Origin of the sequence: Pseudomonas sp. F8002 (genome assembly GCF_013385495.1) — a bacterium.
In the GTDB taxonomy this organism is placed as follows: domain Bacteria; phylum Pseudomonadota; class Gammaproteobacteria; order Pseudomonadales; family Pseudomonadaceae; genus Aquipseudomonas.
The window spans coordinates 113,157-135,818 of sequence record NZ_JACAPW010000006.1 but is presented as its reverse complement, the minus strand read 5'-3'; the positions used below and the strand labels follow the sequence as shown (position 1 = coordinate 135,818).

The 22,662-nt window shown below is 62.6% G+C and carries 21 protein-coding genes; 11 read left to right on the top strand and 10 right to left on the bottom strand.

Going from position 1 to position 22,662, the window contains the following annotated elements; genetic code table 11:
* Window positions 1-18: 18 nt before the first annotated feature.
* Both HX811_RS07565 and zapE read right to left on the bottom strand, forming a co-directional pair.
* Window positions 19-1,341, bottom strand: a complete 1,323-nt coding sequence (locus tag HX811_RS07565) for a leucine-rich repeat-containing protein kinase family protein (protein WP_177045425.1) — start codon at window positions 1,339-1,341, stop codon at window positions 19-21.
* A 10-nt stretch (window positions 1,342-1,351) separates the two neighbouring features.
* On the bottom strand, window positions 1,352-2,467 hold the full coding sequence (zapE, locus tag HX811_RS07560) for a cell division protein ZapE (RefSeq protein WP_177045424.1): 1,116 nt from the start codon (window positions 2,465-2,467) through the stop codon (window positions 1,352-1,354).
* 229 nt (window positions 2,468-2,696) lie between these two features.
* On the opposite strand from zapE, the gene HX811_RS07555 reads away from it, so the two are divergent.
* Genes HX811_RS07555 through HX811_RS07525 form a run of 7 tightly spaced genes read left to right on the top strand, consistent with a single transcriptional unit; the run spans window position 2,697 to window position 9,031 of the window.
* Entirely contained in the window at window positions 2,697-3,188 is a 492-nt protein-coding gene (locus HX811_RS07555; protein ID WP_003212438.1) for a spore coat U domain-containing protein, read from the top strand.
* Window positions 3,182-3,724 carry a spore coat U domain-containing protein gene (locus tag HX811_RS07550; protein WP_177045422.1) on the top strand — a complete coding sequence of 181 codons (543 nt, stop codon included), beginning with the start codon at window positions 3,182-3,184 and terminating at the stop codon, window positions 3,722-3,724. Before HX811_RS07555 ends, HX811_RS07550 begins: the two co-directional genes overlap by 7 nt.
* A gap of 18 nt (window positions 3,725-3,742) precedes the next feature.
* On the top strand, window positions 3,743-4,279 hold the full coding sequence (locus HX811_RS07545; protein ID WP_177009827.1) for a spore coat protein U domain-containing protein: 537 nt from the start codon (window positions 3,743-3,745) through the stop codon (window positions 4,277-4,279).
* 4 nt (window positions 4,280-4,283) lie between these two features.
* On the top strand, window positions 4,284-4,784 hold the full coding sequence (locus HX811_RS07540) for a spore coat U domain-containing protein (RefSeq protein WP_023658977.1): 501 nt from the start codon (window positions 4,284-4,286) through the stop codon (window positions 4,782-4,784).
* Between the two features lie 26 nt (window positions 4,785-4,810).
* Window positions 4,811-5,596: a molecular chaperone gene (locus HX811_RS07535; RefSeq protein WP_177045420.1), complete on the top strand. Its 786-nt coding sequence runs from the start codon at window positions 4,811-4,813 to the stop codon at window positions 5,594-5,596.
* A gap of 41 nt (window positions 5,597-5,637) precedes the next feature.
* A complete protein-coding gene (locus tag HX811_RS07530; RefSeq protein ID WP_177045418.1) occupies window positions 5,638-8,031 on the top strand; it encodes a fimbria/pilus outer membrane usher protein in 2,394 nt (797 codons plus the stop codon).
* Between the two features lie 16 nt (window positions 8,032-8,047).
* Entirely contained in the window at window positions 8,048-9,031 is a 984-nt protein-coding gene (locus HX811_RS07525) for a spore coat protein U domain-containing protein (protein WP_371132381.1), read from the top strand.
* Here the strand turns inward: HX811_RS07525 and HX811_RS07520 are convergent.
* Window positions 9,028-9,780, bottom strand: coding sequence for an anti-sigma factor (locus tag HX811_RS07520; RefSeq protein ID WP_177021352.1), 753 nt, complete (start codon window positions 9,778-9,780; stop codon window positions 9,028-9,030). The genes HX811_RS07525 and HX811_RS07520 overlap by 4 nt on opposite strands.
* A complete protein-coding gene (locus HX811_RS07515; protein ID WP_003212456.1) occupies window positions 9,777-10,283 on the bottom strand; it encodes an RNA polymerase sigma factor in 507 nt (168 codons plus the stop codon). Before HX811_RS07515 ends, HX811_RS07520 begins: the two co-directional genes overlap by 4 nt.
* 171 nt (window positions 10,284-10,454) lie before the next feature.
* Here HX811_RS07515 and HX811_RS07510 point away from each other — a divergent pair, with 171 nt between their 5' ends.
* Complete coding sequence (locus HX811_RS07510) at window positions 10,455-11,537, top strand: catalase family peroxidase (protein ID WP_008431493.1); 1,083 nt, start codon at window positions 10,455-10,457, stop codon at window positions 11,535-11,537.
* On the top strand, window positions 11,534-12,073 hold the full coding sequence (locus tag HX811_RS07505) for a cytochrome b (RefSeq protein WP_003212459.1): 540 nt from the start codon (window positions 11,534-11,536) through the stop codon (window positions 12,071-12,073). Before HX811_RS07510 ends, HX811_RS07505 begins: the two co-directional genes overlap by 4 nt.
* Before the next feature lie 54 nt (window positions 12,074-12,127).
* Here HX811_RS07505 and HX811_RS07500 read toward each other — a convergent pair whose 3' ends face one another.
* Both HX811_RS07500 and HX811_RS07495 read right to left on the bottom strand, forming a co-directional pair.
* On the bottom strand, window positions 12,128-13,279 hold the full coding sequence (locus HX811_RS07500) for a carboxypeptidase family protein (protein WP_177045414.1): 1,152 nt from the start codon (window positions 13,277-13,279) through the stop codon (window positions 12,128-12,130).
* A gap of 467 nt (window positions 13,280-13,746) precedes the next feature.
* The gene (locus HX811_RS07495) at window positions 13,747-14,109 is read right to left on the bottom strand and encodes a DUF6124 family protein (RefSeq protein WP_102369523.1); all 363 of its coding nucleotides are present in this window, start codon (window positions 14,107-14,109) and stop codon (window positions 13,747-13,749) included.
* Window positions 14,110-14,238: 129 nt separating this feature from the next.
* On the opposite strand from HX811_RS07495, the gene HX811_RS07490 reads away from it, so the two are divergent.
* On the top strand, window positions 14,239-14,886 hold the full coding sequence (locus tag HX811_RS07490; protein ID WP_177021354.1) for a LexA family transcriptional regulator: 648 nt from the start codon (window positions 14,239-14,241) through the stop codon (window positions 14,884-14,886).
* Here the strand turns inward: HX811_RS07490 and HX811_RS07485 are convergent.
* From HX811_RS07485 to HX811_RS07470, 4 genes are read right to left on the bottom strand one after another with little or no spacing between them, the layout of a single operon-like run.
* Window positions 14,883-16,820 carry an acetyl/propionyl/methylcrotonyl-CoA carboxylase subunit alpha gene (locus HX811_RS07485; protein ID WP_177021355.1) on the bottom strand — a complete coding sequence of 646 codons (1,938 nt, stop codon included), beginning with the start codon at window positions 16,818-16,820 and terminating at the stop codon, window positions 14,883-14,885. The genes HX811_RS07490 and HX811_RS07485 overlap by 4 nt on opposite strands.
* A complete protein-coding gene (locus HX811_RS07480) occupies window positions 16,817-17,623 on the bottom strand; it encodes a gamma-carboxygeranoyl-CoA hydratase (RefSeq protein WP_003212468.1) in 807 nt (268 codons plus the stop codon). Before HX811_RS07480 ends, HX811_RS07485 begins: the two co-directional genes overlap by 4 nt.
* A gap of 15 nt (window positions 17,624-17,638) precedes the next feature.
* Complete coding sequence (locus HX811_RS07475; RefSeq protein WP_008431506.1) at window positions 17,639-19,246, bottom strand: carboxyl transferase domain-containing protein; 1,608 nt, start codon at window positions 19,244-19,246, stop codon at window positions 17,639-17,641.
* A 14-nt stretch (window positions 19,247-19,260) separates the two neighbouring features.
* The gene (locus HX811_RS07470) at window positions 19,261-20,424 is read right to left on the bottom strand and encodes an isovaleryl-CoA dehydrogenase (RefSeq protein WP_177045412.1); all 1,164 of its coding nucleotides are present in this window, start codon (window positions 20,422-20,424) and stop codon (window positions 19,261-19,263) included.
* A 145-nt stretch (window positions 20,425-20,569) separates the two neighbouring features.
* Here HX811_RS07470 and HX811_RS07465 point away from each other — a divergent pair, with 145 nt between their 5' ends.
* Window positions 20,570-22,201 (top strand): AMP-binding protein, encoded by a 1,632-nt coding sequence (locus HX811_RS07465; protein WP_177045410.1) that lies wholly within the window; start codon window positions 20,570-20,572, stop codon window positions 22,199-22,201.
* Window positions 22,202-22,662: the final 461 nt, after the last annotated feature.

The following is a 22,662-nucleotide window of genomic DNA, read 5'->3' as shown; positions in this document are numbered from 1 at the left end:
CCCGCTCCCACATTGGGTTTAGCTGAGTTTGGAAGACTGCAACAGGGTTGTGATTTCCTCGAACCCGGGCCGGGCCAGCACATCCGGCTGGCAGCAGTTGTCCCGCAAGGCTTCCAGCGCCACGCGCTTTTCCTCGCTCAACCCCGCATCAATCCTTTCCAGCAATTCCCCCAGCAACACCCCGAACGCCCTGACTTCGATGCGCTGCAACGCGCGGGTTTCCTGGCTGTCGACCGTGGCGTGAAACGACGCTGCACCAAAGTCCCCAAGCAGACATTCACCGGCTTCATTCCACAGAATGTTGTGGCCGTACAGATCACCGTGGGTGATGCCTTGCGCGTGCAGGTGCGCCGCCACCGAGGCGATGCCCCGGGCCATGCGCAGCGCAACGTCTGCGCTGAAACGGGTGCCGGGCTCGTAGATATCCCGGGTGCACGACGCCAGGCTCGGCAGGGCCGCGAGGTTGCGGTAGCTCGGTTCGATCAGTTGCATCACCAGCGCCGCCTGGCCTTCCGGGTGGTCGACGACACGGCCTTCTACCTTGATCAGGTTGGCATGCAGTCCGGCGGCGATGCAGGCGTGCATTTCGTGCAGGGGCGAGCCGTCACTGGTAATGCTGCCTTTATAGAGTTTGACCGCGACCGCCTTGACCGGCCCGTTTGACGGGGCCCAGTACGCTTTGCGGATGATTCCGGAAGCGCCTTCCCCCAGCACTTCGCTCAATTCCAGCTCGGACCAGGGAATGTTTGGCGTCGCGTCATGCCGGGCCTCTTCCACGGCCATCTCTACCGGATTACCGGCGTAGGCCAGCCAGGTCAGGCTCGGCAAGGCCAGCAACCAGTCCGGCAGGCGGGTCATGCGGTTGGAGGCGATGCGGATCAGTTCGAGGTTTTTGCACTGGGCGAGGCTTTGCGGCAACTGCTCCAAGTGGTTACCGGCCAGCATCAGTTTTTGCAGCAAAGGCCGTTCACCCAGTTCGTCCGGCAATTGGCTGATGTGGTTATCGGTGAGGATCAGCCAGCGCAGCAAGGGTGGCAGCGACGTCGCCGGGACACTGCTGATCTGGTTCGACTTGAAGCCGATCATGCTCAACTGCGCGCACTGGCCCAGGCATTGCGGCAGTTCGGTAAAGGCGTTTTCCGAACAGAACAGCACGCGCAAATGGGGCAGGCGGTGCAGGTCATCCGGCAGGCTGCTCAGGGCATTGCCGGTCAGGTTGAGGATTTCCAGGGAGTCGGCCAGGTCGAAGATTTCCCGAGGGAACTCGGTCAGCCCACAGCGCAGGTCCAGGCGTTTGATGCCGGCCAATTGGCCGGCCTTGAGTTGGGCAAGGGTATCCATGAACGGCGCGTCACTCGGCAATAGGGGCGTGAATGGCGCTCATGATAGCGGGTTGCGGCCCGATCTTCTGCAACTGCCCCAGGCGGCTGGCGGTGCGCGCCAAATCGATGGCCTGGCCGCTCAGGGATTGCTCCAGCGGCTGCTCGCCGATCAGCACCAATTGCTTGTCCTGGTCGTAGAGCACGTCCACCAGGTTGATGAACCGTTGCTGGGCGGCAATCGGACAGTCCGCCAGGTGCGGCAGGCCGTCGATGATCCAGCGTTCATAGTCTCGGCACAGCTGCAGGTAGTCCATGACAGCGGTCGGTTGTTCGCACAGGTCGCTGAAGGTGAAGGCAATGCTGCGGTCCTGGTGCCAGCGGGCAGTCAATTGCCGGGCTCCGACGGTCAGGCTGACCGGGGCCTGATCCGCTGACGGCAGGCCCAGGGCTTGGCGTTGCGCGGCAGTCCCCGGCCACACGAACTGGCCAGCGCTGAACCGCTGATCGCCATGGGCCTGGGCCAGGCTGCGAAAATCCTGGGGGGCGCTGACTTCCATGACGTCCATGCGCGCGCTGATCAGCTCGATCACCGGCTTGAACCGCTGATGGTACAAGGGGTTCGGCAGCAACCCGGCGGGCGGATAATTGGAGGTTACCAGCACCCAGACTCCGCGCCGGAACAGGGCCTTGAACAGGCGGCTGATCAGCATCGCGTCGCCGATATCATGTACGTGAAACTCGTCGAAGCACAGCACGCGGCAGCCATCGAGCAACTCATCCAGGGTCACGGCCAAGGCATCGCGCTGCTGGCGATGGGCAAACATTCCCTGGTGCAGACGGGCGAAAAAGTCGTGGAAGTGCACGCGCTGTTTCTCGGCAATCGGCAGCGCCTGGAAAAAGCCGTCCAGCAACCAGCTCTTGCCCCGGCCGACGGCGCCGTGCAGGTACAGGCTGCGGGTTGGGCGCCCGGCCAGCAGATGGTCGGTTTGCCGGGCCATGGTCTCGATCACCTGTTGCTGGCTGGCGCTGAGGGTATAGCCCTGTTGCCGGGCCTTGCCCTGGAAGAATGCGCTGATACCGGGGGCGGCGGTGGTCGCCGCGGGTTTACCCAGCAACCGTTTGAGCAGGGGCGGTAAAGCAGCCAATGTCAGTCACTCTGTGTTTCGGTGGTCGCTCACTTTAGAGCGCCGGTTGCGGTTTGACCAATAGAGAAGCACGGCGCGAGCTATCTGGAAAAGGCATGGGTCAATGGATCCAAAACACCGACCTGACTGGCGGATTCCCTTCAAGTGACTAACCTCATACACAGCAGTCACCCCTGTATAAGGATTTGGGGCAGTGAAGGGACACGCAGTCTTGGCAATCATGAGCGCGATGCTCTGCAACACGGTTTATGGTGCACAGCTCCAGGTTGAGGTGCGTATCGACGTGCAGCGGGGGTGCCAGTTGGTCGGCACCACGCGTGAAGCAGGGATCGAGCAGCTCGGCGTACTGGATTTCGGCAGCGGCTCCCGGCTGGATGACCCGGCAGGCCCGTTGAGTGCAGCCTTGATCAGCCAGCGCCAGCCACGCCTGGAGTGCAACCCGGATACGCCTTATCAGATGCGTGTCGACGGCGGCCTGCATGGCGGCGCCGGCGAAGTACGTTACCTGGGCGCTGCTGCCCCCTCGATCAAACCGATTCCCTATCGAATTTATGCCGATGCCGCACGCCGCATCCCCTTGGCCGTGGACGTACCGTTGAGCGGCCGCGTGCCCGATTCCGGCACGGTGGACTTGCCACTTTATGGACGCATCGAGCCGCTCAAGGAAATACCGGCCGTGGGGCGTTATTCCGACCTGCTCAAAGTGACGGTGACATGGTAAGCCGCGCCCTGGCCTGCATCGCGCTGGGCGGCCTGTTGCTCCTGGCCGAGGACGCCCAGGCGGCGGTCGCCGGGCAGATTCACGCACGACTGGTGATCACTGCCAGTTGCCAGGTGAGCAAAGGCAACGACAGCGCGCCGGTGAGCCCGGATGGCGGCTCGGCCTTGCTGGATTTCGGCAGCCACGGACCCACCTGGGACAAGGGCCTGGGCGCCGGCATCAGTGATGGCGACAAGGCCGCGCTCGCTGTGTCCTGCAACCCGTCGGTGGTGAGCAGTTTCACCGTGACCATCGACGGCGGCGCCCATGGCGACGGCATCACCCGGCGCTTGAGCAATGGCCGGCAAACCATACCGTATCGGCTGTCGGCCGATCCTGCGGGCCGAAGCACCTACAGCATCGGCCAGCAACGCAATTTCGTCGTGACCAAGGGCGCACAGGTACCGATCCCGGTATTCGGCTCGGTGGTGGCGAATACCAGGGCCCTACCGGCCGGCATCTACACAGACACCCTGACGGTGACTCTGGATTGGTAATTCATGAGGATGGACATCATGCATGCACTTGTATCTAAAGCAGTTCTCCCATTGGTCGCACTGGCCTGGGTATCGGGTGCCCAGGCGGCCACGACGGTCACCGGGCAGATCAGCTCCACGCTGATCCTGACCAACAGTTGCCTGGTCAACGGCGTGGGCGGCACCACCGGTTTGAACTTCGGTACGATCAATTTCGGTACCACCGACAGCCAGTTCACCACCCAGTCCGGGCAAGTACTGGGCGGCGGTGGAGGCGCGTTGTCGATCCAGTGTTCCTCGGGCACCTCGCCGGTGATCACCGTGGGCGCCGGGTCCCATGACGGCCAGTCCACCGGCGGCACCCGGGCGCTGTATGACGGCGTGGCCAATTATGTGCCGTATGACTTCTACACCGACACCGGGCATTCGACACTCCTGGCGATCAACGGAACGATCAACGTAGGTGCGAGCACGGGCGTTGCGCAAACCGTGAACATCTACGGCCAGGCCGTGGGCAAGGCAGGTCTGCCGGCGGGTACCTACACCGACACGGTGTCGGTGCAGTTGACGTTCTAGTGCCATGAAGCGGGCCTGCTGGGCGACGCTGGCGGTCATCACGGGTTGGGGAATGCCGTTGTCGTTGCTGGCGGTGACCAGCCAGACGATCCAGGTCAGCGCGACGATTGCCGCAGGCTGCCTGGTGGTGGGCGGCGGCACGAACTACGGCAGCCTGGCGTTCGGCAGCTATTCGTCGTTGTCCACCAGCACGGTGTCGGTGGCGCTGAGCAGCGGGGTAACGCTGCAATGCACCCCGGGAGTCACGTTGAGCATGAGCGTCAACGGCGGCTTGTACAACGCCAGTGGCCGGCACATGCAGCTCAATAGCGGCAGTGCCCAAGTGGCGTACCAGCTGTTTCAGGACGCGGCCCTGAGCCAGAGCCTGGGGATCAGTCAAAGCGTCAGCGTGGCCTACAGCAACGCGAACAATATAACCCTGCCGATTTACGGCAGGGTGGTGTTACCGGGTAATCAGCCTGGGGGGACGTACAGCGATGTGCTGCAGGTGCAGCTGTCCTGGTAAGGCGATTGGCATGAGGAGTGGAATCTATGTTTGCAGCTTCCCGGCGGTATTGGGTTGCGGGTTTTATCGGTCTGGTGGCGTTGGGCGGTGGGCAGGTCCAGGCTGCCAGTTCGGTGCTGATCTGGCCCATTGACCCGGTGCTGGAGGCCGATCAACAGGCCAGCGCCTTGTGGTTGGAGAACCGCGGTACAGAGACTGCCAACCTGCAGATCCGGGTATTTGCCTGGAGCCAGGGCGGGTTTGACGAGCAGTACCAGAACCAGCGCGACGTGATCGGCAGCCCGCCGGTGGCGAAGATCGAACCGGGGCAGAAGCAATTGGTGCGCCTGACCCGGACCCGGGAAGTGCCGCCGGGCCAGGAGTTGGCCTATCGGATCATCATCGACGAAATCCCCGCCGCCACCCCTGAAACCCCCGCAGCCGATGGCAAGACGGCCGCAGCCATCCGTTTTCAGATGCGTTATTCGGTGCCGTTGTTCGCCTACGGCGCAGGCCTGTGGAGCAAGGAAGATGCGACGCGCCAGCGCGACCCCAAGGGCGCGGGCAAGCCTGACCTGAGCTGGAAAAAAGTCACCGTCGGCGGGCGCAACTATGTGGAGATGCGCAACCAGGGCGCGGTGCACGCGCGGCTCACCGATGTGGCGTTCAAACAGGGCGGGCAGACCCGGCCGCTGGTAGACGGCCTGCTCGGCTATGTACTGCCGGGCGCAACCATGCGCTGGCCGGTGCCACAAGGTGTCGCGGGCGATCAGCCGCTGCAGGTGCGAGTCAATGGCGCAGCGCAACTGGAGAACCTTGCGCCGGGACGGTAACGCAATGGAATAGGGCATGGAGCAGCCCTTGGTCTTAACGGATGGAGATGTCCATTGATGGACACAATGCCTTGGTGAGCCATGGTTGGGCTCGTAGTCGATGGCGATCGGTGTGGGTGGTGGGCGGCCTGTCGGGCCTGGTGCTTGCGCCGCTTGGCGTGGCCGCGCCGTTGCCGCCGCCGCCCAGCAACATGGAGGCTGTTGCCGATGCACAGTTGTTCCTCGAACTGGTGGTCAACCAGATGGACACTGGCCGGGTGGTGGCCGTGGATCAGCGCGCCGGCGGCCTGTTTGTGCCGGCGGCCACCTTGCGGGACGTGGGCATGAAGCTGCCGGCCGAGATCACCACCGAGGTCGCGCTGGACCACCTGCCGGGCCTGCACACCGATTACGACAGCCAGGGCCAGCGCCTGGTGCTGACGGTACCGCCGGCGTGGTTGCCGGCGCAGTTCATCGGCAGCCGCAACAACTACCCGCGCGCCCAGGCACTCACCAGTTTTGGTGCGTTGCTCAACTATGACGCCTACCTGAACGACACCGATGACGCCGGCACATACCTGGGCATTTTCAACGAAGTGCGGCTGTTCGATACCTGGGGCACCTTGTCCAATACCGGCCAATACCGCACCACCTTTGGCGGCCAGGCCAGCGGCAGCACTTTGAACAATGGCTATCGGCGCTATGACACAACCTGGCGCTTTTCCGACGATGAGCGCCTGCTGACCTACGAGGCGGGCGACGTGATCAGCAGCGCATTGCCGTGGAGCAGTTCGGTACGCCTGGGCGGGGTGCAAGTGTCGCGGGATTTCGGCGTACGCCCGGACCTGGTGACTTACCCCTTGCCACAATTTGCCGGGGAGGCGGCGGTGCCGTCGTCGGTGGACCTGTTCATCAATGGCTACAAATCCAGCAGCGCATATCTGCAGCCGGGCCCTTACACCTTGACCAACGTGCCGTTTATCAACGGCGCCGGCGAAGCGGTGGTGGTCACCACCGATGCCCTGGGCCGGCAGGTGTCGACCACCGTGCCGTTCTACGTCACCAGTACGTTGTTGCAAAAAGGCCTGTCGGATTTTTCGGTGGCGGCCGGTAATTTGCGCCGCGACTACACCATTCGGGATTTTGGCTACGGGCCGGGCGTGGCCAGCGGCACGTTTCGTTACGGGGTGTCGGACTACTTCACCCTGGAAAGCCATGCCGAAGCCTCAGGCGACCTGACCCTGGGCGGGCTCGGCGGCAACGTGCGGCTGGGCAACTTCGGGGTGCTCAATACCGCCCTCAGCCAAAGCCAGTTTGATGGCGAGACCGGCCAGCAACTGAGCTTCGGTTATCAATACAGCAACCAGCGCTACAGCCTGTCTTACCAACGGGTAGAGCGCCGCGACCAGTACGCCGACCTGACCCTGGTCGACACGCCTTATGCGAGCCTCAGCAAGCGCAGTGAGCAGGTGACCCTGAGCCTGAACCTCAACGATTTCGGCAGCATCGGTGCCGGCTATTTCGATGTGCAGGCAGCCGATGACTCCCGCACCCGGCTGATGAACCTCACCTGGAGCAAACAGCTGTGGCGCAACACCAGTTTCTATCTGTCGGCCAACCGTGAGGTCGGTGACAGCAACTGGGCCATGCAGGCGCAACTGGTGATCCCATTCGACGTCTACGGCAGCCTGGCCTTGAGCAACGAGCGCAGCCAGGCCGGCGAAAGTCGCCAGCGGGTCAACTACAGCCGGGCGGTGCCGTCCGAGGGCGGCGTGGGCTACAACCTGGGTTATGCCAGTGGCGACGGCCCGGCCTATCGCCAGGCCGACCTGACCTGGCGCATGCAGTCGGTGCAATTGCAGGCGGGCGTGTACGGTAGCAGTGACGCCGAGACCCGTTGGGCGGATGCCAGTGGCTCGCTGGTGTGGATGGACAATCAGGTGTTCACGGCCAACCAGGTCAATGACGCGTTTGTTGTGGTGAGCACCGACGGCTATTCCGGTGTGCCGGTGCTCTATGAAAACCAGCTGGTGGGTGAAACCGACCGCAACGGGCACTTGCTGGTGCCGTGGAGCAGCGCGTACTACCGCGGCAAGTATGAAATCGACCCGCTGAACCTGCCGGTCAACGTGCAGACCCCGAATGTCGAGCAGCGCGTGGCGGTGCGGCGCGGCAGCGGCTACCTGCTGGAGTTCCCGGTGCGCCGGGTGATCGCGGCCAGTATCACCCTGGTGGATGCCCGGCATCAGGACCTGCCCCTGGGCAGCCAGGTGCGTCATGAGCAAACCGGGGCGCGCGCGGTGGTGGGGTGGGATGGCCTGGTGTACCTGGAGAACCTGGCGGCCCACAACACCTTGCAAGTCACTGTGGGTGAGGGCCGTACCTGCCAGGCAACGTTCGACGTGGATATCAACGAGGAGCAGGTGCCGCTGATCGGGCCGCTGGTTTGCCAATGAGACAAGGAGTGTGGGTGTGCGGGTCAAGGAATGGATAGTTGGACTGCTGGTGCTGGCGGGCCTGGGTTTTTCGCTACAGGCAATGGCCGCGTGTTCGGCGCCGGGAGCTACGTCGCCGGCCAGCTTTGGCTCGATCAGTTCGATGACGGTGCGCACCGCTGCCCAGACCAGTTCCACCACCAACGCTGGCTTGAACTGCGGGGCCACGTTGATTTCGCTGCTGGCGGCGAGTGATCACTTCTATGCAACCATCACCTCGGCCACCAGCGGCATGGTCGGCCCTACCGGGGATGTCATCGGTTATACGATTTACGCCAATAACAGCACCAGTTACCCGATCAACCGTGGCACCCAGTTCGATTTCGGCGCGACGGGCATTGCCCAAAGCGTTGGCCTGGTTTCCGGGCCGGGCACGAAGACCTTGCCGCTTTACCTGAGATCGATCACCGGCAGCAACGTGGCTGCCGGCCTTTACACGGAGACACTCAGCATCGCCTGGGTCTGGAACTACTGCGCGGTGCTGGGGGTTGGGTCGCTGTGTGTCTTCCGGGATTCCGGCTCGGGCACATCCTCCCTGACGGTCAGCATGACGGTGAGCAACGACTGTCAGATCACCGCGCCCAACATCAGCTTCGGCAGCGCGCCGGTGATCAGTGGTTTTTCCAGTGTGAACGGGCAGGCCACGATTGCCTGCACCAAGGGCAGTGCTTACACCGTGGGCATCAGCGATGGCCAGAACCCGGTGAGTGTGGGCGGGCAGCGGCGGATGATCTCGGGGAGCAATTTCCTCAATTACGACATCTTCAAAAGCGCCACCACCACTCGCTGGGGCAGCGTGACCACCGCCCGGCGCGCCAGCTCCACGGCTGAGGTGAACCCCGGGAATGGCCTGGGCACCGGCAGCCAGGTGTTCAACTACAACGCGGCGATCTATACCAACCAGGCCACGCCGCCAGCCGGTACCTACGTCGATAATGTGGTGCTGGATGTGGGTTTCTAGAACCGCATCGTCTGCTTGAGCATCTGCGTGGTCGAGGCGTCCTGCGGGCTGACCATCGCATAGTTGTAGCCCGCGCCCGACCAGTATTCGGCCTGCAGGCCGTCGGCACTGCGGCTGCCACGGGGCAGGAATTTGTTTTCCGGGCCCGGCGGGCGGATATAGAAACTGATGCGCCGGCCTTGGGGGTCTTCATACAGCACCATGGCCGCCGCGCCTTGTTCGGTACTGAGCAGGCGCCCGCTGACCGCCTTGAACCCGGCCTGGCTCAGGTCCGGCAGGCGGTAGGCCTGGTTGAAGTAGCGGTCGAGCCAGCCTTGCATGTCGCCACCGCTTTGCACGTGATAGTCGGCGGGCAGGATGCCGTCCTGGGCAAACAGGCGGTAGGCCTGCATCGCGTCGCTCATGGGCGCCATGCTCTCGAGCAGCGTGGCCTGGCGGGCCTGCCAGCCGCCGAGGCCGCCGACACTGACGGCAATCAACAGCATGGCGGCGGTTGCGAGATGGCGGCGTGACTGGCGCTTGACCCGCTGGCGAATCAGGGCCGGGTCCAGCTCGGGGTTGGCGGGTTGTTGCAGTGCGCCGCTCAACGATGCCCGCAGGTGCTGCGCGTCCTGTTGCCAGGCGTGCACCTGGGCGGCGACGTCCGGGTGGGCTGCCAGCCAGGTTTCGAGCTGGCGGCGGTCGGCGTCCAGGAGTTGGTGATCGACGTAGGCATGCAAATCGCGTTCGCTGGGAGGCAGGCTGATCATTTGAGTATCCGCAGGGCAGGGCTGGTGATTTCGCCGTCGCTGAGCTGGCGCAGGGCCTGGCGCGCGCGCGACAGGCGAGACATCACGGTGCCCACGGGCACCTCGAGGATGTCGGCGACTTCTTTGTAGCTCAAGCCTTCCACCGAGACCCACAGCAGCAGGGCGCGCTGTTCGGTGTTCAATTTGTCGAAGGCTTGCAGGGTCGATTGCGCGATGACGGTGCGCTCGACCGACGGCTGCGAATCATCGCGGCCGGTGAAAAATTCCAGCATGCGTGTGTACCGCCGGGAGCGCCGATGGGCGTCGAGGAACTGCCGGTAGAGGATCGAGAACAGCCAGGCGCGCAAGTCGCCTTCGAGGCGTTTGTCGGCCCAACTGATGATCGCGCGCTCAAGGCTCGCCTGCACCAGGTCGTCGGCGCTGCTGGTGTTACGCGTCAGGGACACGGCAAAACGCCGCAACCTGGGGATGAGTTCACGTAACTGTTCGTCGAGTTCGTGCATGGGATTCTGGCTAGTCACTACGCTGGGACTAGGAAGACGTCCGGCGTTGAAGGTTATTCCAGGTCAATAAAAATAAACAGCAGGCCAGGGAATAGAGTGCGCTGGCGTTCGTCCCAAGTGTTCCGACCTTATGTTTCACCCACTCAAGGCCTTGGGCCCTGGAGTTATTTCATGGTAGATCACTCATCACCGCCCCGTCCGCCGCTGAGCACCGCAAGCCTGATAATTCGGTTGGCCAGCATCGGCGTGGTGGTTGCCGTCGTGGCCGGGGCGTTTGCCTACGTTAACGGAAGCCTCGACCCACAGCGGTTGCGCCCCAAAACCCTGGTCAATGCCTTGGAAACCAACAACGGCTTGCACCCTGGCTACCGGCGTAACCATGCCAAGGGCGTGTGCGTGGCCGGTTATTTCGAGAGCAGCCCCGAGGCGCGCCAGTACTCCAGTGCCCAGGTATTCAGCGAGGCGCGTACCCCGGTTATCGGGCGTTTTGCGCTGCCCAGCGGCAACCCGTATGCGCCGGACAGCAGCGTGCCGATCCGCAGTTTTGCCTTGCAGTTCAACTTGGCCAACGGCCAGCAATGGCGCACCGGGATGAACAGCATGCCGGTGTTCCCGGTGGGCACGCCCGAGGCCTTCTTCGAGATGCTCAAGGCCGGCGCACCTGACCCGGCCACCGGCAAGCCGAACCCGGCAGGCATGCCGGCGTTCTTCGCGGCGCACCCCGAGACCGCGCCGTTCCTGGCCTGGGTCAAGACCGCCAAGCCGTCTGCCAGCTATGCCACTGAAACCTATAACGGCATCAACGCGTTTTACCTGGTAAACGCCAGCGGCCAACGCCAGGCCGTGCGCTGGGGCGTCGTACCGCAAAGCCAGGATGCTGCGGGGGCCACGGCGCCCGCCGGCAGCGACTTCCTCGAAAAAGACCTGGCCCAGCGCCTGGTGGCCGGGCCGTTGCGCTGGCAGTTGAACCTCACCCTGGCCAACCCGGGCGACCCGGTAGATGACGCCAGCAAGACCTGGACCGGTGAGCACAAGGTGCTGAATGCCGGGACCCTGGTGCTGGAAAGCAGCCAGCCGCAAATGGACGGTGATTGCCGTGACATCAACTTTGATCCACTGGTGCTGCCGAGCGGTATCGAAGCCTCGAATGACCCATTGCTGGCCGCCCGTTCGGCGGCGTACGCCAGTTCCTACCTGCGTCGCACCAGCGAAGTCAGCCAGCTGCACAGCGCCCCTCAGGAGTCGAAGCCATGAATGCCCAACCCCGGTTTTTCGCCCCGCTGGCGCGGCTGCTGCATTGGCTGATGGCGTTGATGATCATCGCCATGCTGTTTATCGGCGCGGGCATGGTGGCCTCGGTTTCCGAACGCCATGAGTGGCTGATCCACCTGCACAAGCCGCTGGGCATTGCGATCCTGGCGCTGGTGATCGTGCGCCTGGTGGTGCGTTTTTCCACGCGCCAGCCGCCGCTGCCTGCCGACTTGCCGCTGTGGCAAGTGCTGGCGGCCAAGGCCTCCCACGTGGTGCTGTATGCGTTGATGCTGGTGTTGCCGCTGCTGGGCTGGGCGATGATTTCAGCGGCCGGCGACCCGGTGATGCTCAGCAGTTCGGTGCAGTTGCCGGCGCTGGTGGGGGCGAATGCGCCGTTGTTTGCCGTGTTGCGCAAGGCTCACGGTTACCTGGCGTATTTGCTGTTTCTGACGGTGTTGTTGCACCTGGCGGCGGCGCTGTTCCACGGTTTGATCCGGCGTGACGGTGTGTTGCAAAGCATGACCGGCAGCAAGGACTGAAGCCTTCCCCGGCGACGGTTGCTGTGAGGCAGCCGTCGCCGGGATCGTGGATGTTTAGCGCAATACGCCGACGATATCCGCCACGCTGCTCAACACATCCTTGCCCAACTGCATCGAGCGTTTGCCCGACCAGCCGGTGTGCGGGTTGGGCGCGTCGTCGTTGTCCTTGAAGGGCATTTCCAGGGTCAGGGACAGGCAATCGAACTTCTCGCCGACGCTGTTGCACGCCAGGGTCATATTGGCTTCGCCCGGCAAATCGCGGGTGTAGCCATGCGCGGTCTGAAAATCCCGGGTGAGGTTGCTCAGGTGGCTGCGGAAGTGTTTTTCCAACTGCTCGATACGTGGCGTGTAGCTCGGGTTGCCTTCACAACCGGCGGTGAACACATAGGGGATTTCCTCGTCGCCGTGGATATCCAGGAACAGGTCAACGCCGTACTTTTCCATTTGTTGCTGGACGAACAGTACTTCGGGGCTGATCTCCTGGCTCGCACTCTGCCAGGCGCGGTTGAGGTCCTGGCCCATGGCGTTGGTGCGCAGATGCCCATGGAACGCGCCATCGGGGTTCATGTTCGGTACCAGGTACAGGTCGGCGGCGGCCAGGAGCTTTTTCAGCTCGGCGTCACCGTCCTGCTGCAGGCGCTCGATGATGCCTTCCATAAACCATTCGGCCATGTGCTCGCCGGGATGCTGCTGGGCGATGATCCAGACCTTGCGCTTGTTGGCCTCGCCCTTGCCACGGCGCAGCAGTTGGATATCACGGCCTTCGACACTTTTGCCAGTGGCCAGCAATTGCGTGCCGGCGCGGTTCAGCGCCTGGTCGATCAGCCAGTCGTGGCGTTCGCGGCTGTAGGGTTCGAAGTAAGCGAACCAGGCCTGTTTTTCACGGGTTTCGAGGGTGATGTGCAGCGTTTCGCCATCAAAGCGGGTGGGTACCCGAAACCAGTTGATATGGTCGTAGGACGCCACGGCGTTGTAGCCGCTCCAGGCGTGCTTGTAGGACGAGTGGCCGGCATTGCTCAGGCGGAAGGTGTGGGTGTGACCCACGTGCATGCCTTCGGCCTTGAAGTGGAACCACTGGAAGTGCTGGCTGCGCGTATCGGGCTTTATCGCCAGCAGCAACTGGTGAGCATCACTGGCGTCGAGCACCTGGATATTGCCACTGTCGAAGTCGGTGCTGATCTTGATGGAGGTCAAGGCCACGGTCATAGTCTGGTTGCCTGAATATGAGTGTTGTGGCGGGCATTTTACACCGGAGCGGGGCAAAGCCTGGATGCAATTTTTGCGGGTGAAGAGGGGGGCGTCGTCCATGACGCCGCCGCAGCTTAGAATCTATGAGATTGATTCTCAAGTGCTATTTTTGAAAGAACCGGCCTAGAGCGCTCGATCGACTTTCTTTTGGTGATGGTCTTTTGCTACCATGCGCGCCATCAAGCAACACACAGTCTTCATTAGCCTGAAGTCACGCCAGGGAAAAACTGGCAAAAAAAAGACCCGGCCAAAGAGCCGGGTCAAAAACCGTGATTAGCCTGATGAGGAGATATTCCAAGAGTCCGACCTAAGGTCTCTTGGTCTATCGACTGATCTCGCGATCAGCTAGGTCCAATAATAATCATTATCATTTGCAAGTCAAATGTTTTTATCCCTCGGATAGAAATATTTTTCCCGCGTGCCTGTTACAGACTGGCCGGCTGTTCGGCGCCCCTCGCCGAAAGCCGCAGTGACCGCTCCACCATCACCTTCGCCATATCGATCAAATAGACCACTGAAAACGCCAGGTCCCGGCTATTGCCGTGGGCGCTGTTTGCCGATTCGTACGCAGTGGCCGCGGCGCTGCGCAGCAGGTCGGAGGCGTGGACCAGGGCCTCCTCGTCGCTGATGCCGGGCTTGACCTCGAACAACGTGTCGTCAACGGAGGGCGGTGCGGCATCCTCTTTCAGGTAATAGTCCAGTGCGCGTTGGGCGGCGCCACTGCTGCGCAGGAACAGCCGTTCGTCTTCATCGCAGGTGTCGGGCAGGGTATACGGGGTGGTCGTCATAAGGGCAGTGCTCTGTGTGGGTGTCGAAAGCCTGCAATCGATATTAGTACTAATCGTATTTATGGCGTTTTATTGATTACTACAAACTGTTTATTGTCGTGGTGAGTACACAACGTATTGTCAGGGCCCATGGATAAATGGATAGCGTTGGTCAAGGCCAACATGAAAGACCGCAAGGTCACGCAGGACCAACTGGCGTCGCGCCTGGGCATGTCTCAGGGTGGGGTAGGCCACTGGCTGAACAAGCGTCGGGTGCCGAGCCTTGCCGATATGAACCGGGTGATGCAGGAGCTTGGCCTGGATGGGCTCGAGGTCGCGCTGGTGGTTCGCGAAAAAGCGCTCGCGGCGGTTGCCGAGGAACTGCAGCCGGCGCCGCACTACAACCCGAATTACCGTTACCCGGTGAGCGAAGGGAAGGGAGGCTACCCATTGCAGGAAGAACCTCGGCCGTACGGCGTTACTCGTTTTCAGATGAGCGACTATCAGGCCCGTGGCAAGGCGTTCTGGATGCGCGTGACTGGCGACGCCATGACCGCCCCCAGCGGCTTGAGTATCAATGAAGGCACGATGATTCTGGTGGACCCGGCCATCCAGCCCGAGCCCGGCAAACTGGTGGTGGCCCAATGGGCATTTGATTCCCAGGCGATCTTGCGCAAATGGGTCAGGCAGAGCGGCCAGCTTTACCTGGTGCCGCTCAACCCTACGTACCCGAAGATGCTGTTCAGTGAAGAGTGCCGGATCATCGGCGTGGTGGCGCAGGCGGTCACGAGGTTTTAACTCGCGGCTTCCAGCTCCACCAGTGCGCTGCCTTCACCGACCATTTCGCCTTCCTGGCAGTACAGCGCCTTGACCACGCCGGCATGGGGCGCGCGAATGCTGTGTTCCATCTTCATGGCCTCCAGCACCACCAACTGCGTACCGGCTTCAACGGTTTGCCCGACTTCCACCAGCACTCGCACGATGCTGCCGTTCATCGGTGCGGTCAGGCCGCCCTGATGGGACTGGCTGGCGTCGACGGCGGCAATCGGGTCGAACAGGCTGACACTGTGCACCTCGCCGTCCCAGCGCAAAAACACACTGCCGCCCTCGCGTACCGCCAGATGGGAGCGGCGCACGCCGTGCTGGTCGATCAGCAGTTGTTCGCCGTGCAACTGGGGCGGGTTGATGCCGGCTTGCAGCATTACCAGGCGATCCTGGCCGTTGCAGCTCAGGTGCAGGGAAACCTCGCCCGGCAAGCCTGCGCGAAAACCTCGGGTGTCGGCCCAGGGCGAACGGGTGTCAGTGCTCGGTTGGGTCTGCATGAACGCCTGGCCGGCGGCCTGCCAGAATGCCTCACTCAATTCGCCAGGCGCCGGCAGCAGCTCATCCTGATAACGCGGGATAAACCCGGTATCGAGCTCGGCAGCGGCAAACGCCGGATGGCCGATAATGCGCCGCAAGAAGCCCAGGTTGGTCTTCAGTCCACCCACGGCAAATTCATCGAGCATGCCCAGCAGCCGCAGGCGCGCCTGTTCGCGGTCTTCGCCCCAGGCAATCAGCTTGCCCAGCATCGGGTCGTAGAACGGTGACACGTTGTCGCCTTGTTCGACGCCGCTGTCTACCCGGCGCCCGGGCCCTGGCGTGGATTCGCGGTACAGCGCCAGGTGCCCGGTGGCCGGCAGAAAATCGTTGGCCGGGTCCTCGGCGTACAGGCGCACTTCAATCGCATGCCCCAGCAGCGGCACTTGCTCCTGAGTCATCGGCAGCGGCTCGCCCTGGGCCACGCGAATCTGCCAGGCCACCAGGTCCAGGCCGGTGATGGCCTCGGTCACCGGGTGTTCCACCTGCAGCCGGGTGTTCATCTCCATGAAGAAAAACTCGCCCCGGGCGTCCAGCAGAAACTCCACGGTGCCCGCGCCCACGTAGCCGATGGCCTGGGCCGCACGCACGGCCGCTTCGCCCATGGCCTTGCGCTGCTCGGCACTCAGGCCCGGCGCCGGGGCTTCTTCGACGACTTTTTGATGGCGGCGCTGGATCGAGCAATCGCGCTCATTGAGGTACAGGCAGTGACCGTGCTGGTCGGCGAACACCTGGATCTCCACGTGACGCGGCTTGAGCAAATACTTTTCCACCAGCATCTGCGCATTGCCAAAGGAGGACAGTGCTTCACGCTGTGCCGAGGCCAACGCTTCGGCCAGTTGGCTGACGTCCTCGACCACTTTCATGCCCTTGCCGCCACCGCCTGCCGTTGCCTTGAGCAGCACCGGGTAACCGATACGCTCGGCTGCCTGGCGGAAAGTCTCCAGATCCTGGGCGTCGCCGTGGTAACCCGGCACCAACGGCACGCCGGCGGTTTCCATCAACGCCTTGGCGGCCGATTTGCTGCCCATGGCATCAATGGCCGAGGCGGGCGGGCCGAGGAAGATCAACCCGGCGGCTTCAATGGCGCGGGCAAACCCTGCGTTCTCCGAAAGAAACCCATAACCCGGGTGAATCGCCTGGGCGCCGCTGGCCTGGGCGGCGGCAATCAGTTTGTCGATTTGCAGGTAACTGTCGGCGGCCTTGCTGCCGCCCAGGTCCACACGAATATCAGCCTCGCGGGTGTGCCGCGCGTCACGGTCGGTGGCGCTGTGCACGGCCACGGTGGTCAGGCCCATGGCCTTGGCGGTGCGCATCACCCGGCAGGCGATTTCGCCACGGTTGGCTACCAATACGGTAGTAAGCGTCTTCATGAACGCGGCTCCTGAGGCTGCCAGTTGGGCGCGCGTTTTTGCAGAAAGGCACGCAGGCCTTCCTGGCCTTCGGCGCTGACGCGGATCCGGGCGATGGAGTTCTCGCAGTAGCGACGCAACGCTGGCGTCAGGGCACCGTGGCCGACTTCCCGTAGCAGGTCCTTGCTGGCGCGCATGGCCGCGGGGCTGTTGAGCAGCAGATTGGTAATCCACAATTCGACATGTATGTCCAAATCATCGGCAGGATAACTTTCCGCCAGCAAGCCGATTTCCCGTGCCCGCTGACCGCCAAAGCGATCCGCTGTGAGGGCATAGCGACGGGCTGCCCGTTCGCCGATCGCCTGCACCACGAACGGGCTGATCACCGCCGGCGCCAGGCCAATGCGCACTTCCGACAGGCAGAACTGCGCATCGTCGGCGCCAATCGCCATGTCGCAGCAACTGATCAATCCCAGGGCACCGCCGTAGGCCGCGCCCTGGACTACCGCCAGCGTCGGGATCTTCAGCTTGGCGAGGTTGTACATCAGCTCCGCCAGTTCTCGGGCATCGTCCAGGTTGGTGTGGTAATCCAGTTCGGCCGACTGCTGCATCCAGGCCAGGTCGGCGCCGGCGCTGAAGTGCTTGCCGCGCCCGCGCAGTACCAGAAAGCGCAGGGCCGGATCGCCTTGCACCCGGTCCAGGGCAATGATCAGTTCGCGGATCATTTCGGCATTGAACGCGTTGTTCTTGGCTTCACGACTGAGCCACAGCGTAGCAAAGCCACGGGGGTCGGTGATCAGTTCGAGGGTGTTGAAATCGCTCATGGGGTGCAGCTCCATTTACATGCGGAACACGCCGAAGCGGCTCGGCTCGATGGGGGCGTTCAGCGCGGCGGACAGGGCCAGGGCGAGCACGTCGCGGGTCTGCAGCGGGTCGATGACGCCGTCATCCCACAACCGTGCGCTGGAGTAGTAGGGGTGGCCCTGGGTTTCGTACTGGTCGAGGATCGGCTGCTTGATCGCCGCTTCCTCATCGCTGCTGAAACCCTGGCCCGCGCGCTCGGCCTGCTCACGCTTGACCTGCACCAGCACGCCGGCGGCCTGTTCGGCGCCCATCACGCCGATGCGTGCGTTGGGCCACATCCACAAGAAGCGCGGGTCGTAGGCGCGTCCACACATGCCGTAGTTACCGGCGCCGAAGCTGCCGCCGATGATCACGGTGAACTTCGGCACCTTGGCACAGGCTACCGCTGTCACCAGTTTGGCGCCGTGCTTGGCGATGCCGCCGGCTTCGTATTTCTGGCCGACCATGAAGCCGGTGATGTTTTGCAGGAACAACAGCGGAATCCCGCGCTGGCAGGCCAGTTCGATAAAGTGCGCGCCTTTTTGCGCGGCCTCGGCGAAGAGGATGCCGTTGTTGGCCAGGATCGCAATCGGATAGCCGTGCAGGTGCGCAAAGCCGCACACCAGTGTGGTGCCAAACAACGCCTTGAATTCATCGAACACCGAGCCGTCCACCAATCGCGCGATCACCTCGCGTACATCGAACGGTTGCTTGGCGTCGGCCGGAATCACGCCGTACAGCTCTTCGCTGCTATAAAGCGGCGCCAGCGGCGTGCGTTGTTGCAATTGCCCCAGCTTGCGCCAGTTGAGGTTGGCCACACTGCGCCGAGCCAGGGCCAGCGCATGTTCGTCGCTGTCGGCATAGTGGTCGGCCACCCCGGAAATCTTGCAGTGCACATCGGCACCGCCCAGGTCTTCGGCGCTGACCACTTCACCGGTCGCCGCCTTCACCAGCGGCGGGCCGGCGAGGAAAATGGTGGCTTGCTGGCGGACCATGATTGCTTCGTCCGCCATCGCCGGTACATAGGCGCCACCGGCAGTGCAGGAGCCCATCACCACTGCGATCTGCGGGATGCCCTGGGCGCTCATGTTCGCCTGGTTGAAGAAGATCCGTCCGAAGTGCTCGCGGTCCGGGAACACTTCATCCTGACGCGGCAGGTTGGCGCCGCCGGAGTCCACCAGGTAGATGCAGGGCAGGCGGTTCTGCTCGGCGATGGTCTGGGCGCGCAGGTGTTTCTTGACGGTCAGCGGGTAGTACGAGCCGCCTTTCACCGTGGCGTCGTTGGCGACGATCATGCATTCGACGCCTTCCACCCGGCCAATCCCGGCAATCACCCCGGCAGCGGGCACGTCTTCGCCGTACACCTGATAAGCCGCCAGCTGGCTGAGTTCAAGGAACGGCGAGCCAGGGTCGAGCAAGCGATTGATCCGCTCGCGGGGCAACAGCTTGCCCCGCGACGTATGCCGCTCCTGGGCCTTGGCGCCGCCGCCTTGCTGCACCTGGGCGAGCAGGGTATGCAGGGCGTCGACCTGTTGGAGCATCGCTACGCTGTTGGCGGCGAATTCCGCCGAGCGCGGGTTGAGCTGGGTGTGCAGGGTAGCCATGGTGCGCGCTCCGTTCAGCGGGTTTCGTTAAACAGTTCGCGACCGATCAACATGCGCCGGATCTCACTGGTGCCGGCACCGATTTCATACAGCTTGGCGTCACGCAATAGACGACCAGCCGGGAATTCATTGATATAGCCATTGCCGCCGAGAATCTGGATCGCGTCGAGGGCCATCTGGGTAGCGCGTTCGGCGCTGTAGAGGATCACGCCGGCGGCGTCCTTGCGCGTGGTTTCGCCGCGCTCGCAGGCCTGGGCCACGGCGTACAGGTAGGCGCGGCTGGCGTTGAGCTGGGTGTACATGTCGGCGACCTTGCCCTGGATCAGCTGGAACTCGCCGATGCTGTGGCCGAACTGCTTGCGGTCATGGATGTAGGGCACGATCAGGTCCATGCAGGCCTGCATGATCCCGGTCGGGCCGCCGGACAGCACAACGCGTTCGTAATCGAGGCCGCTCATCAGCACTTTCACGCCGCCATTGAGTGCGCCGAGGATGTTTTCTTCCGGCACTTCGACGTCATCGAAAAACAACTCGCAGGTGTTGGAGCCGCGCATGCCGAGCTTGTCGAACTTGTTGCTGCGGCTGAAGCCCTTCGAGTCGCGCTCGACGATAAACGCGGTGATGCCGTGGGCACCCTTTTCCAGGTCGGTCTTGGCGTAGATCACGTAGGTATTGGCATCAGGGCCGTTGGTGATCCAGGTCTTGCTACCGTTGAGCACATACACACTGCCGCGTTTATCGGCGCGCAGCTTCATGGAGACCACATCGGAACCGGCGTTCGGCTCGCTCATGGCGAGTGCGCCGATGTGTTCGCCGCTGATCAGCTTGGGCAGGTATTTGAGTTTTTGCTCATGGGTGCCGTTGCGGTTGATCTGGTTGACGCAGAGGTTGGAGTGCGCGCCGTAGGACAACGCCACCGAAGCCGAGCCCCGGCTGATTTCTTCCATGGCCACCACGTGGGCCAGGTAGCCCAGGCCGGCGCCGCCGTATTCTTCCGGCACGGTGATGCCCAGCAGGCCCATATCGCCGAACTTGCGCCACATATCGGCGGGGAACAGGTTGTCGATATCGATCTGCGCAGCGCGCGGCGCCAGTTCCTTGGCCACGAAGGACTGCACCTGGTCGCGCAGCATGTCGATGGTTTCACCGAGGGCGAAGTTCAGGGAGGGGTAACTCATGGACGGGCACCTTCTAGCGTTGTTTTTGTATGGCCAATACGCCGGGGAGGGCGATCACCTTTACGTTAACGTAAACTTGCGTTGCGGGCCTGTCAATCGTAGTTTACGTTTACGTCAACCTACAAAAAAGACAACAGGGGTCGTTATGGATCAATCGAATCAGAGCTACAGCCGCGGCTGTCAGGACAAGGCCTTGCTGGCCATGACTATCGGCCAGGCCTTTGATCAAACGGTTTCGCGCTACTCCGATGGCGAAGCCTTGGTCGTGGGCCATCAACAGCGTCGCTACACCTGGCGGCAACTGGCAGAGACGGTTGATTTGCATGCACGTGCGTTCCTGGCCATGGGGATGCAGGCCGGCGACCGCTTGGGCATCTGGGCCCCCAACTGCGCCGAGTGGTGCATCAGCCAGGTCGCCAGCGCCAAAATCGGCGTGATTCTGGTCAATATCAACCCGGCGTATCGCAGCAGTGAATTGGAGTACGTACTCAAGCAATCCGGTTGCCAGTGGTTGGTGTGCGCCGGGTCGTTCAAGACCTCCGATTACCACGGCATGTTGCAGGAGCTTCAACCTGACCTGCGCGGCATCATCAGCCTTGATCCCAGCCCGCCCCCGGGGTTTACGCCCTGGTCGCAATTGGCGGCCCTCGGGGCAGGCGTCCCGCCCGAGCAATTGCAGATCCGCCAGGCCGGCCTGCACTTCGATCAACCCGTCAATATCCAGTACACCTCCGGCACCACCGGCTTCCCCAAGGGCGCCACCCTCAGTCACCACAACATCCTCAATAACGGCTACATGGTTGGCGAAAGCCTGGGCCTGACGGCGCAAGATCGCCTGGTGATCCCGGTGCCGCTGTATCACTGCTTTGGCATGGTGATGGGTAACCTGGGCTGCATCACCCATGGCACCACGATGATCTACCCGAGTGACGGTTTCGACCCATTGCTGACCCTGGCTGCCGTCGCCGAAGAACAGGCCACCGGGCTATACGGGGTGCCTACCATGTTTATCGCCATGCTTGATCACCCGCGCCGCGCCGAGTTCGACCTGTCGCGCCTGCGCACCGGGATCATGGCGGGCGCCACTTGTCCGATCGAGGTGATGCGCCGGGTTATCGGCGAGATGCACATGAGTGAGGTGCAGATTGCCTATGGCATGACGGAAACCAGCCCGGTGTCGTTGCAGACCGGGCCGGATGATGACCTTGAGCGGCGTGTTACGACGGTTGGCCGGACCCAGCCACAGCTGGAAAGCAAGATTGTCGATGACGCCGGTAACACGGTTGCTCGGGGCCAGGTAGGGGAGCTGTGTACCCGTGGCTACAGCGTGATGCTCGGTTACTGGAATAATCCTGACAGCACTCGTGAGGCTATCGACGAGGCGGGCTGGATGCACACCGGCGACCTGGCGACCATGGATGAACAGGGGTACGTGTGCATCGCCGGGCGTAACAAGGACATGATCATTCGCGGAGGTGAGAACGTGTACCCGCGGGAGTTGGAGGAGTTTTTCTTTACTCATCCGGCGGTGGCGGATGTGCAGGTGATCGGGATTCCGGATGAGCGTTACGGTGAGGCGATTGTGGCGTGGATCAAGTTTCATCCGGGGCATGTGGCCAATGAGCTTGAGCTGCAGACGTGGTGCAAGGGGCGGATTGCGCACTTCAAGATGCCCAAGCATTTCAAATTTGTGGATGAGTTTCCGATGACGGTGACGGGGAAGATCCAGAAGTTTCGGATGCGGGAAATTATGATTGAAGAGTTGAAGGGGGGGTGAGGGGTGTTTATCCGTTATTCAGGTAACGGCGGCTTATGGTTTCGCTCTTACAGCGAGTCACTTTGCAAAAGCGGCAAAGTAACCAAAGCGCTCTGCCCCGCCTGTCGGCACCTCGCCTAGGCTCGGTGTTCCCTCACTCCGGCACCACGAAGCGGGCCGCCGCGACGGGCCATCCATGGCCCGGCGCGGCTAAACCGGCGTCCTGCCGGTTTACCCGCTCCGCAATACCTGCGTTCGGCCTCGGGCTTATTGGGGCAGTCAGATCAAGATCAAAAGCAGGAGCACGGCGGCCTGAGAGCCGACCTGAGTGTTAAAAGCAAAGGCAAAGTCCAGAGCGAAAACAGATCTGCTTTTATGTGGGAGCTGGCTTGCCTGCGATGCAGACAACTCGGTGCATCAGGCACACCGAGGCGATGCCATCGCAGGCAAGCCAGCTCCTACATTTGGACCGTGCCCGCTTT

Excerpts from the sequence above, each read along its gene's own strand:
- HX811_RS07555 (WP_003212438.1), top strand. The coding sequence starts at position 2,697 with ATGCTCTGCAACACGGTTTATGGTGCACAGCTCCAGGTTGAGGTGCGT.
- HX811_RS07500 (WP_177045414.1), bottom strand. The coding sequence starts at position 13,279 with ATGACCGTGGCCTTGACCTCCATCAAGATCAGCACCGACTTCGACAGT.
- HX811_RS07510 (WP_008431493.1), top strand. The coding sequence starts at position 10,455 with ATGGTAGATCACTCATCACCGCCCCGTCCGCCGCTGAGCACCGCAAGC.
- HX811_RS07490 (WP_177021354.1), top strand. The coding sequence starts at position 14,239 with ATGGATAAATGGATAGCGTTGGTCAAGGCCAACATGAAAGACCGCAAG.
- HX811_RS07540 (WP_023658977.1), top strand. The coding sequence starts at position 4,284 with ATGAAGCGGGCCTGCTGGGCGACGCTGGCGGTCATCACGGGTTGGGGA.
- HX811_RS07515 (WP_003212456.1), bottom strand. The coding sequence starts at position 10,283 with ATGCACGAACTCGACGAACAGTTACGTGAACTCATCCCCAGGTTGCGG.
- HX811_RS07465 (WP_177045410.1), top strand. The coding sequence starts at position 20,570 with ATGGATCAATCGAATCAGAGCTACAGCCGCGGCTGTCAGGACAAGGCC.
- HX811_RS07545 (WP_177009827.1), top strand. The coding sequence starts at position 3,743 with ATGCATGCACTTGTATCTAAAGCAGTTCTCCCATTGGTCGCACTGGCC.
- HX811_RS07520 (WP_177021352.1), bottom strand. The coding sequence starts at position 9,780 with ATGATCAGCCTGCCTCCCAGCGAACGCGATTTGCATGCCTACGTCGAT.
- HX811_RS07535 (WP_177045420.1), top strand. The coding sequence starts at position 4,811 with ATGTTTGCAGCTTCCCGGCGGTATTGGGTTGCGGGTTTTATCGGTCTG.
- HX811_RS07475 (WP_008431506.1), bottom strand. The coding sequence starts at position 19,246 with ATGGCTACCCTGCACACCCAGCTCAACCCGCGCTCGGCGGAATTCGCC.
- HX811_RS07550 (WP_177045422.1), top strand. The coding sequence starts at position 3,182 with ATGGTAAGCCGCGCCCTGGCCTGCATCGCGCTGGGCGGCCTGTTGCTC.
- HX811_RS07470 (WP_177045412.1), bottom strand. The coding sequence starts at position 20,424 with ATGAGTTACCCCTCCCTGAACTTCGCCCTCGGTGAAACCATCGACATG.
- HX811_RS07480 (WP_003212468.1), bottom strand. The coding sequence starts at position 17,623 with ATGAGCGATTTCAACACCCTCGAACTGATCACCGACCCCCGTGGCTTT.
- HX811_RS07530 (WP_177045418.1), top strand. The coding sequence starts at position 5,638 with ATGGAGATGTCCATTGATGGACACAATGCCTTGGTGAGCCATGGTTGG.
- HX811_RS07485 (WP_177021355.1), bottom strand. The coding sequence starts at position 16,820 with ATGAAGACGCTTACTACCGTATTGGTAGCCAACCGTGGCGAAATCGCC.
- HX811_RS07565 (WP_177045425.1), bottom strand. The coding sequence starts at position 1,341 with ATGGATACCCTTGCCCAACTCAAGGCCGGCCAATTGGCCGGCATCAAA.
- HX811_RS07495 (WP_102369523.1), bottom strand. The coding sequence starts at position 14,109 with ATGACGACCACCCCGTATACCCTGCCCGACACCTGCGATGAAGACGAA.
- HX811_RS07505 (WP_003212459.1), top strand. The coding sequence starts at position 11,534 with ATGAATGCCCAACCCCGGTTTTTCGCCCCGCTGGCGCGGCTGCTGCAT.